Source organism: Turicibacter sp. HGF1 (assembly GCF_000191865.1).
Taxonomy (GTDB): Bacteria; Bacillota_I; Bacilli_A; order MOL361; family Turicibacteraceae; genus Turicibacter; species Turicibacter sanguinis.
The window spans coordinates 1-10,814 of sequence record NZ_AEXQ01000125.1 but is presented as its reverse complement, the minus strand read 5'-3'; the positions used below and the strand labels follow the sequence as shown (position 1 = coordinate 10,814).

At 32.6% G+C, this 10,814-nt stretch carries 11 protein-coding genes; 10 read left to right on the top strand and 1 reads right to left on the bottom strand.

The features are described from left to right. The 5 genes from HMPREF9402_RS12330 to HMPREF9402_RS12310 all read left to right on the top strand — a co-directional run. Positions 1 to 908, top strand: a 908-nt coding sequence (locus HMPREF9402_RS12330; protein WP_009607508.1) for an MGDG synthase family glycosyltransferase, incomplete at its 5' end; no start/stop codon positions are given. After that, on the top strand, positions 905 to 1,189 hold the full coding sequence (locus HMPREF9402_RS12325; protein WP_009607510.1) for a glycosyltransferase: 285 nt from the start codon (positions 905 to 907) through the stop codon (positions 1,187 to 1,189). The genes HMPREF9402_RS12330 and HMPREF9402_RS12325, both read left to right, overlap by 4 nt. 22 nt (positions 1,190 to 1,211) lie before the next feature. Next, complete coding sequence (locus HMPREF9402_RS12320; protein ID WP_238526665.1) at positions 1,212 to 1,925, top strand: polysaccharide deacetylase family protein; 714 nt, start codon at positions 1,212 to 1,214, stop codon at positions 1,923 to 1,925. A gap of 455 nt (positions 1,926 to 2,380) precedes the next feature. Next, on the top strand, positions 2,381 to 3,232 hold the full coding sequence (locus HMPREF9402_RS12315) for a DegV family protein (RefSeq protein WP_009607512.1): 852 nt from the start codon (positions 2,381 to 2,383) through the stop codon (positions 3,230 to 3,232). Between the two features lie 21 nt (positions 3,233 to 3,253). Then, positions 3,254 to 3,775, top strand: a complete 522-nt coding sequence (locus tag HMPREF9402_RS12310; RefSeq protein WP_006784652.1) for a DUF1836 domain-containing protein — start codon at positions 3,254 to 3,256, stop codon at positions 3,773 to 3,775. 177 nt (positions 3,776 to 3,952) lie between these two features. Here the strand turns inward: HMPREF9402_RS12310 and HMPREF9402_RS15065 are convergent, their stop codons facing one another. After that, the gene (locus HMPREF9402_RS15065) at positions 3,953 to 4,147 is read right to left on the bottom strand and encodes a nucleotidyltransferase substrate binding protein (RefSeq protein ID WP_009607509.1); all 195 of its coding nucleotides are present in this window, start codon (positions 4,145 to 4,147) and stop codon (positions 3,953 to 3,955) included. Between the two features lie 522 nt (positions 4,148 to 4,669). Here HMPREF9402_RS15065 and HMPREF9402_RS12305 point away from each other — a divergent pair. The 5 genes from HMPREF9402_RS12305 (at position 4,670) to HMPREF9402_RS12285 (ending at position 10,812) form a co-directional block, all read left to right on the top strand. After that, positions 4,670 to 5,341: a response regulator transcription factor gene (locus HMPREF9402_RS12305; RefSeq protein WP_006784655.1), complete on the top strand. Its 672-nt coding sequence runs from the start codon at positions 4,670 to 4,672 to the stop codon at positions 5,339 to 5,341. Between the two features lie 66 nt (positions 5,342 to 5,407). Next, entirely contained in the window at positions 5,408 to 6,412 is a 1,005-nt protein-coding gene (locus tag HMPREF9402_RS12300; RefSeq protein WP_009607505.1) for a sensor histidine kinase, read from the top strand. Positions 6,413 to 6,528: 116 nt separating this feature from the next. Beyond that, positions 6,529 to 7,296: an ABC transporter ATP-binding protein gene (locus HMPREF9402_RS12295; RefSeq protein ID WP_006784657.1), complete on the top strand. Its 768-nt coding sequence runs from the start codon at positions 6,529 to 6,531 to the stop codon at positions 7,294 to 7,296. After that, complete coding sequence (locus HMPREF9402_RS12290; protein ID WP_009607506.1) at positions 7,289 to 9,220, top strand: FtsX-like permease family protein; 1,932 nt, start codon at positions 7,289 to 7,291, stop codon at positions 9,218 to 9,220. Before HMPREF9402_RS12295 ends, HMPREF9402_RS12290 begins: the two co-directional genes overlap by 8 nt. A 203-nt stretch (positions 9,221 to 9,423) precedes the next feature. Then, positions 9,424 to 10,812, top strand: a complete 1,389-nt coding sequence (locus HMPREF9402_RS12285; RefSeq protein WP_009607511.1) for a glycoside hydrolase family 1 protein — start codon at positions 9,424 to 9,426, stop codon at positions 10,810 to 10,812. The last annotated feature ends 2 nt before the right edge of the window (positions 10,813 to 10,814 follow it).

The following is a 10,814-nucleotide window of genomic DNA, read 5'->3' as shown; positions in this document are numbered from 1 at the left end:
GGGAATGGGTCCCCTGCGCTACGGATGAGGTTGCGAATCGTAGCTTTCCTCCACTAGTAGGGAAAATAAAAGTTTTGAGGGTGTATAAAACTTATCTGGACTTACATATATCGTATCGATTGAAGGGAAGTGATAGTTTGAATATTCTAATCTTAACAGCCAAGTTTGGAATAGGACATGTCTCGGTGTCAGAAGCTATTCGAGAGGAAATTTTATTAACGTATCCTCATGCAACGATTCATGTCGTAGATGTTATTGACTATTTATTTCCTCATCTCAATAAATGGATTTATGGTGGATTTAACTTTATGGTCACGAAATGTGCCTTCATCTATAATATGTTTAACAAAGTAAAAGCTAGATATAGTCATATGCCTTTTAAGACTATTATGACGCATAAGATTGAGCAGATGTTAAAGATGTACGAAGCTAATTTTATTATTACGACTTGCCCAGTATGTCCGCAATATATTTCAACATATAAAGAGATGAAGCAAGATGATATTCCACTCTATACGTATATAACAGATATCATGGTGCATGAAGAATGGATAGCCTCTCAAACAGATTTTTATTTTGTAGGAGCAGAAAAAACTAAATTAGATTTACTTCAAAAGGGTGTATCAGCTTCAAAAATTAAGGTTTGTGGCATTCCGGTTAAGCAATGCTTTAAAGGCCCTTCACAAGAGAAAAAAGACAAGAGGTTAGCAAAACGTGAAGTGTTAATTATGGGTGGGGGACTAGGATTGATTTCATCACCAGATCATTTTTTAAAACAGTTATCAAGGCGAGAAGATATTAAATTAACCATGATTACAGGGCATAATACAAAACTTTGTAGTAGAGTGAAAAAAAGTTTCCGAGTATTGAAGTTATTGGCTTTACCAATCATGTTGCAGATTATATGAAACGTGCTGATTTATTAGTGACGAAGTCAGGTGGGATTACGATGTTTGAAGCCATTCATACACAAACACCACTTTATATTATTAATCCTTTTTTAATACAGGAGATTGAAAATGCAAAATATATTGAAGAGGCCCGTATTGGAAGAGTTATATGGTCAAGTAAGAGACAAGAGGTTACTAGAGACATCTTAGAGTTACTCGAAAATAGGGAAGATCAACAAAGAATGAAAGATAATATGAAAAATATTAACAACCATTTTACCAACTCTAGTCCCCTTTAATATATCCAAAATAGAGGTGAAGATGTTGAGAAAAAAAGTCATTTGGATAGGTTTATTAGGTATTTTGGGGTATGGTGTTATTCCATCTATTTGGGTTAGAATGAAAAGATTAATTTTTAAGAAAACAAATGGGCATACACTTTATTTAACGTTTGATGATGGACCAGATCATTTTTATACACCACAATTATTAGATCTATTAAAAAAGTATCAAGTAAAAGCTACTTTTTTGGTAGTAGGACGGTTTGCTTTAGAAAATCATGATCTAATTAAACGGATTCAACAAGAAGGACATTTAATTGGTTTTCATTCTTATGAACATAAAAATGCTTTATGGAAAACACCATCTTATATGAAGAAAGATTTTGATAAAGGGATAGAAGTTATGAAAGATTTAGGTATTAATGTAAGGTATTATCGGCCACCATGGGGATTAATTAATTGGATGACGTTAGTGCAATTACATCGCTATAGATTACGACTAATCATCTGGCATGTGATGGCTGAGGATTGGCGAAAGAAAAATACAAGTCAAATGATTAAAGTTAAATTAATTGAAAGAACAAGAGCAAACGATATTATTTGTCTACATGATGGAAGGGGAAAGAATCGTGCTCCAATTCACACGATTGAGGCATTAAAAGATGTTATACCGTTGTGGATTTCAAAAGGGTATAAATTTGAAACAATTGATCGGTATACCAGTTCAAATAAATCATCTTCTTTACGAATCTAGACCTTGTAAGTAGCCTATTAGTGTTGCGTATGGCGAAGTTTTGATAAATTTCAACATTGGATAAAGTGACGATCGAAAGAGAGGATAGATTATATAGAAGAACCTTCTATCCATTTATCATTCTGTTAAGTAATTGAGTATAAACTCACTGTACAATATTCTAAAATTAAAACAATTAATAGTGCTGATAACTTATGTTAAAATGTGTAAAAGAACAGATTCATAAGGATTTAAATTACAATATATCTAAATAAAAAAATGACGGTCGTTATTATCAACATCCTGGGTGAAATTATTTCGCCCTTTTTTGTTTATATTTGACAACGCTTTATATTTTACAGAATCTCCTCAATAGTTTGATTGACAAACTTAATTTAAAGTGTTACTCTAAAACATATAGTATTTAAAACTATATGTTTTAGAGAGTGTGACTTTTTAATTTGGAGGAACAGAATATGATTAGAATTATTTCAGACTCATCAACACTTTATTCAGTTAAAGAAGCAAAAAAACACAACTTTGATGTAACACCGTTAAGTGTAACGATTAATAATAAAAGCTACAAAGAATTAGTTGAAATTCAAACAGAGGAATTTGTTAAAATTATCAATGAAGGACATTTACCTATTTCATCACAACCATCAATTGGAGAAGTGGTGGATGTTTATAATCAATATCCTGAAGATGAAATTATCAATATTACATTAGCTGATGGATTATCAGGAACTTATAATTCAGCTTGTACAGCACGTGCAATGGTTGATCATGCTGAAAATATTACTGTCATTAATTCACGAACACTTTGTGGACCACAACGTTACTTAGTTGAAGTGGCGGTTAAATTAGCACAGGCAAATAAAACAAAAGCAGAAATTATAGAAGAACTAGAAAAATTAATTCAAACTTCAAAATCATTCTTAATTCCTAATGACTTTGATTATTTAGTACGAGGGGGACGTTTATCTCCTCTTGTAGGAAAAATCGGTGGATTAATTAAATTAGTTCCTGTTATGACATTATCAGAAGATAGTACGCGATTAGATAAGTTCGCAACTAAACGCACCTTCAAAAAAGCTATTCAAGAAATTTGTGATTGCTACAAAGAAATGGGTGTAAATGAACAGTATAAAATTTATATTACGCATGCTTGCAATGAAGAGTTGGCAAATATAGCTAAAGACGTTATAATTAAAAATATTGAAAATGTTGAAACAGAAATCATGATGTTAACCCCAGTGTTTACAACTCAAGGTGGACCAAACTGTGTTGCCATTCAAGTTATTAAAAAACATGAAATTTTAGGTTAAGAGATAGGAAGAGTTATCATAATGTATATTGAAGAAACTGAGCTAAAAGATATTTTAGATTTTCATTGTCCGAGATATAACGAATTACCGAGCATTGCTCTTTATAAAGATCAAGTGATTCTTTATATCGAAGAGACGTTAAAACCTTTAAATTTAAATCCAGAAGAAAAATTATTAACACCAACCATGCTCAATAATTATGTTAAACAAAAAGTTGTTTCTCCGCCGTTGAATCGAAGATACAATGAAAAGCATTTAGCTTATTTAATTGTTGTGTGCTTGTTAAAACAAGTCTATAGCCTGACGGAAATTTGTGAGTTAATAAAAAATCAAATTGGGAGCTGCCCGACAGAGGTGGCATATGATTTATTCTGTGATGAACTTGAAGATGCTCTAAAATATGTTTTTAGTCGTCGTAATCAAGAGCTTTCAACACCAGATCCGGTCACTCTTGAAAGAGAAATCGCACAATCTGTTGTGCTCTCATTAGCCAATAAATTATTTATTCAAAAATATTTAATTGAAAAACGAAAAATGAATTAGTAATTTAACCTAATTATAATAAAAAAATTCTCTTGGAGCGTTAATCTCCAAGGGAATTTTTTATTTCTCAATTTCAGTTAAGTTATTTAACTTTTGAATTAAACAATCAATAGCCTCAACATAGTCAGAAACAATACGATTCGCAATATCATTTGCTGCATCTTCACTATAAAGATGTCAGGTTGCATTTTTATCTTCTAGCAGTCTAATCCATAGTTGTTCATCATCAATCAGGTTATTACTGTATGATTTTTTATAAATCATTTGTGGAAAAGTCACTTCTAACGTGATATCAGAGTATTTGAAAAAGTCTTGTTGTGTTTTATGTGTTAGTTCATAAGTAAATTCAAATCTTTGAATTAAAGATATCATTGTTTCCGTCAGATAAAAGAAGAAACTTCTATTAATCGAGCATACGCTTTTTTCAAGTTTGTAAATTTATACTGTAACTTTTTCATAGATTATCATACCTTCTTTTAGTACTTGAGATAACAAATAAGAGTTACATCAAATTCTAGAAGTGTATTTCCCTTTGTATTAATTTCTTCAACAAATAAAGAAATGGAGCCTGTTGAATACACTGCTAAATCGATATCGCTTTGTTAATGATTATCTCCGCGTTCCCGTGATCCAAAAAGTAAAATTTTTGAGATGTTATCGTAATTTGCTGCAACGATTTTAATTTCTTCTATAATTTTTTCATTCAGATTCATTATGTTCACCTTATTATAGTGATGGTAAAGAGTAGGATATTTAATAAGTTTATTATAGCCTAATGTTAGGAAAATGAGGGATAGACTTATAGGTAGAATTAAAATGTGGATAAATCTAGAAGTTTTAGTTTAAACTTGTTGACACTTGTGTATAATTAGACTATCGAAGGGGGTTACGGTTATGTATAAAGTGTTAATTGTTGAAGACGATGAAACCATTGCTATGTCACTTCAGAAGGTGCTAACTCAGTGGGATTATGATGTGAAGTGTGTAACAGATTTTAAAGAGGTTATGAACGACTTTATTAATTTTAATCCTCATCTTGTTTTATTAGATATATCACTTCCATATTTTAATGGGTATCACTGGTGCGCTGAAATGCGTAAGTTATCTCAAATCCCAATTATTTTTATTTCATCGATGTCCGATAATATGAATATCGTCATGGCAATGAATATGGGAGGCGATGATTTTATCTCTAAACCTTTTGATTTAACGGTTATGGTGGCGAAGATACAGGCTTTACTTAGACGATCATATTCTTTTTCAGGAACATTGAATGTGATTGAGCATCAGGGAGTTATTTTGAATTTGAATGATGCAACAGTTGAATATCAGCAGACTAAAATTGAACTAACCAAAAATGAATTTAAAATATTACAATTACTTTTAGAAAACAAAAGTAAAATTGTCAGTCGTGAAGAAATCATGGAGTGCCTGTGGTTAAGTGATAGCTTTATTGATGATAATACTTTAACCGTTAATGTGACTCGTTTAAGAAAAAGGTTAAATGATATCGGATTAGAAAACTTTATTAAAACGAAAAAAGGGATTGGCTATATGGTGGAATAGATGAAGGATGATAAAAGATAAGTATTTCTAAATAATAGGAATGAGTGGTTGAAGAAGGAGTAAGAGATGAATAAATGGAAAATTTTTGTGGCATATATAAAAGATCAGTTGAAACTGATTTTATTGAATGTTTCCTTTTTAATCAGCGCATGCATTATTTTTATGCTTTATAATCTTCATTTTGAAGCTATCTTTTACGTTATGTTTTTATGGTTATTTGTCGCTTTTATTTATAGTCTCTTTGATTTTTCTAACTACTATCAAAAGCATCAGCAATTACAAGTTATCAAAAAGGAAATTGAGGTTCATTTAGCGACGCTACCTATATCCAATCGATTGATTGAACAGGATTATCAACAAGCATTGTGTCTTCTGCAAGAGGAACGATTAAAGATTAAACTTCAATTTGATAATAAGCAAACTGAGATGATGGATTATTATACAATGTGGGCACACCAGGTTAAAACACCAATTGCAGCGATGAAATTATTAGTTCAAACAGAACCAAGTTCTGTAAATAAGGAGTTACTAGAGCAAATTTTTAAAATGGAGCAATATGTTGATATGGTACTTGGGTATTTAAGAATCGATGAAATGTCAGCTGATTTAATGTTACAAAAATATCGGCTGTCTGATCTTGTGAAGCAGGTGATTCGAAAGTATGCAAGTCAGTTTATTCGAAAAAATATAAAGCTTGAGTTTCAAGAGATGGAGACTATTGTTATTACTGATGAAAAGTGGTTGGTGTTTGTACTTGAACAATTATTGTCAAATGCTTTAAAGTACACAAACAGGGGGACGATTTCTATTTATATGGATTTTATTAATCCAAAAATGTTGGTCATTGAAGATACTGGAATTGGAATCGCCGAAGAGGATTTGCCACGTATTTTTGAAAAAGGCTATACGGGATATAATGGACGAATGGACAAAAAGGCGACGGGAATTGGTCTTTATTTGTGTCACAAAATCTTGAATAAACTAGGTCATAATGTTGAGGTGACATCTGAAATAGGTGTTGGAACTAAGGTAATGATTGATTTAAGTCGCAAAGAATCAAGGTATGAATAAGCAACCTTACATCAATGTAAGGTTAGCAGTTGGAAATGTAAGACCATGAAATGGCAGAGCATTTCCTTTTTTCTTATAATAAAACTATAATCGAGTTTAGAAAAGGAGGACGTGCAATGTCATTACTTGAGGTGAATCATTTAAAAAAGGTGTACACAACACGTTTCGGGGGAAACCAAGTTGAGGCGTTAAAGGATGTTAATTTTTCAGTGGAATACGGTGAGTATGTAGCCATTATGGGAGAGTCTGGTTCTGGGAAAACAACGCTGTTAAATATTTTGGCGGCACTTGATAAACCGAGTAGCGGAGAGGTTTTATTAAATGGAAAAAATATTATTGGGATTAAAGAGGGACAGATGGCGGCATTTCGCCGTGAACATTTAGGATTTGTTTTTCAAGATTTTAATTTACTGGATACCTTCTCATTAAAAGATAATATTTTCTTACCCCTTGTGTTATCAGGAACTCACTATAAGGAGATGATGGCACGATTAACACCCATTGCCAACACACTTGGAATTTCAGAACTTTTAGAAAAGTTCCCATATGAAGTATCAGGTGGGCAAAAGCAACGGGCGGCAGTTGCTCGTGCTTTAATTACAAATCCAGAACTTATATTAGCAGATGAACCGACAGGGGCTCTTGATTCGAAATCAACGGATCAGTTACTCGACTTATTCACGACTATTAATGAATCTGGTCAAACCATTGTCATGGTAACTCATAGTACGAAAGCAGCAAGCCATGCAAATCGTGTATTGTTTATTAAAGATGGGGAGGTATTTCATCAATTATATAAAGGTTCAATGTCAAACGAGGAGATGTTTGAGAAAATTTCTCATTCCCTAACGGTCATGACTACTGGGGGGCGAACTCATGAATAAGTTTCTTTATCCTAAACTTGCTTGGATGAACATTAAGAAAAATAAGCAAACGTATATGCCATATATTCTGACTTGTATTGGCACAATGATGATGTTCTATGTGATTCATGCCATTTCTTTAAATGATGGATTACTTAATATGCCAAATTCTATGTCTTTACAAAGTATTTTATCAATGGGCGTTGTGGTCATCCTCATTTTTTCAGTTATCTTCTTACTGTACACGAATAGTTTTTTAATTAAGCGACGTAAGAAAGAACTTGGTTTATTTAATGTGCTAGGGATGGAGAAAAAACATATTGCTTGGGTATTGTTTTTCGAAACCCTCTTTACCTCGTTGATTAGTTTAGCATTTGGATTATTCGGGGGGATTATTTTAAATAAATTAATGTTCGTCCTACTACTAAGGTTATTAAAATTTGATATTCCACTAGGCTTTGAACTAGATATGGCATCTATTGAATTTACAGCGCAATGTTTTAGTCTTATCTTCATTCTGACGTTGATTTGTAACTTAGTTCAAATCTGGATGTCTAAACCAATTGAGCTATTAAAAGGTGGACAGGTTGGGGAAAAAGAACCGAAAACAAAATGGATTAGTGCCATCATTGGTGTTCTTTCGTTAGGAATTGGATATGGGATTGCTTTATCTGTTGAGACGCCTCTTGCTGCTATTCCTTTGTTTTTAGTCGCTGTTATCTTTGTCATGATTGGGACGTATGAACTATTTACAGCTGGAAGTATTGTGGTGTTAAAACTACTTCGAAAAAATAAGAAAATCTATTATAAAAAACATAACTTTATTGCGATATCAGGCATGATGTATCGTATGAAACAAAATGCTAAAGGATTAGCGAATATTTGTATTTTAAGTACGGCTGTGATTGTCATGTTATCTACAACGGTTTCACTGTATGTTGGGATGGAAGAATCGTTACATACTCAATATCCACAGGATGTTTTCCTTCGAGGAAATGATGTCAATGATGAAAAGATTAATCGTATAAATCAAATATTAGATGATAAAGTTAATGAATATCAGATAAAGCTTAAAGATGAGTTTCATTATAAAAGTAAATCGATGATGGCGACGTTAAAAGACGGAAACTATGCTTTAGGCCAAAATATAAGTTCTGATAGTTATTCATTTGGATTTATCTCAATCGATGATTTTAATCGATTAGAACAAACTGATATTCAGTTGAGTGTTGATGAGGTTCTAATCTTTTCAATATCGGGAACGTATGGAAAAGATTCAATAATGATTAATAATCAGGTATATCAGATTAAGCAGGAATTTGATGAAGTCAGTTTTCAACCCAAACAAGAAAATTCACTTTTTCCAGTCTATCTTTTAATCGTCAATGATATTCAAATTTTTGGCGAAGAGGATGTGTATTATAGTGTAGGATTTAATGTGGATAACACAGATGAAGTATCAGTAGAGTTTGTAGATTCCCTAAACACTGAATTTAGATTGAATTCCATTGATGCGTATGTTTCAGGGGCAGCATCGAGTCGAGCTGACTTTTTGATGAGTTATGGCGGATTATTTTTCTTAGGAATTTTCCTCGGAACACTCTTCTTAATGGCAACTGTGTTGATTATTTATTATAAACAGGTTTCAGAAGGTTACGATGATAAAGAGCGTTTTGAAATTATGCAACGTGTGGGGATGAGTAAACAAGAGATTAGAAAAACGATTCGTGTTCAAATTTTAATGGTCTTTTTCTTACCACTTATCTTCATGATGATTCATATTGCGTTTGCCTTCCCGATTATTACAAAGTTACTCGCTTTGTTCGGATTGATGAATACCCAACTTTTTTTAGCAGCTACGATTGGAACGATTGTCATCTTTGCTAGTATCTATGCATTAATCTTTAATTTAACAGCTAAAACATACTATAAAATTGTAGAATAAATAACGTTTAAACCCGATTAAATCCCCATCGATTTAATCGGGTTTATTTTGTTGTTATTAGTTATAAAACTGTCTAATAAAAGTCCACTGTTTATGAGATTTGTTCACTAAAGAATTAAAAATGAAAGTGCTATAATGATGCTAGCTAACATAGGGTTAGTCTTTTATGGAGAACTAATTAAAGGATAAAGAGGTGGACTAGTATGAGTTTAAAGTATGTATTTCCCAAGGATTTTTGGTGGGGAACGGCAACTTCAGGACCGCAAAGTGAGGGAGGTGCTGATGTAGATGGAAGAGGGCAATCTATTTGGGACTATTGGTTTGAAATTGAACCAGAAAAATTCCATAATCAAGTTGGACCAAAAGATACATCGACTTTTTATGCTAACTATAAAGATGATATTCAGTTATTAAAAGAGACGGGGCATAACTCATTTAGAACATCGATTCAATGGAGTCGTTTAATTCCTGATGGGATTGGTCGAGTAAATCAAAAGGCAGTAGATTTTTATAATAATGTTATCGATGAGTTAATTGAAAATGGTATTGAGCCATTTATGAATTTATATCATTTTGATATGCCAGCCACTATGCAAGAAATGGGTGGATGGGAAAATCGTGCGGTTGTAGAGGCTTATGCTGAGTATGCTAAGGTCTGCTTCGAATTATTTGGAGATCGTGTTAAACACTGGATCACATTTAATGAGCCGATTGTTCCGGTTGAAGCGGGTTATTTATATAATTGGCATTATCCAAATGTCATGGATGGAAAACGCGGGATTCAAGTCGCCTTCAATACGATGTTAGCGAGTGCAAAAGCAATAGAAGTTTATAAAAGCTTAAATTTAGATGGCCAAATCGGGGTTGTTTTAAATTTAACACCGTCTTATCCACGTTCGATTGAAAATCCTGATGATGTTAAAGCTGCACATATTGCGGATTTATTCTTTAATAATAGTTTCTTAGATCCATCAGTTAAAGGAGAGTATCCAAAAGATTTAGTTTCATTATTAAAGGAACATGATGTATTACCTCAATATGAAACAGAAGACTTAGAGGTTATTAAACATAACACAGTTGATTATTTAGGGGTAAATTATTATCAACCTCGTCGAATTAAAGCAAAAGAAAGTGAAGTTAATAAAGACATCTTTATGCCAGATTGGTTCTTTGACTATTATAAGATGCCAGGTCGTAAAATGAATCCTCATCGTGGATGGGAAATTTACGAAAAAGGGATTTATGATATCTGTCTTAATATAAGAGATAATTATGGTAATATTCCATTTTATATATCTGAAAATGGGATGGGAGTTGAAGGGGAAGAACGATTTCTAAATGCCGATGGAATGATTGAGGATGATTACCGTATTGAGTTTATTCAGGATCACTTAGCATGGTTACATAAAGCGATTCAAGAGGGGGCCAACTGCAAAGGATATCATCTGTGGACGTTTATTGATTGCTGGTCATGGTGTAATTCGTATAAAAACCGATATGGATTAATTTCACTGGATTTAACGACGCAAAAACGGACGATTAAAAAGAGTGGTCACTGGTTTAAGCAATTATCTGAACAAGGGGGATTCTAGTA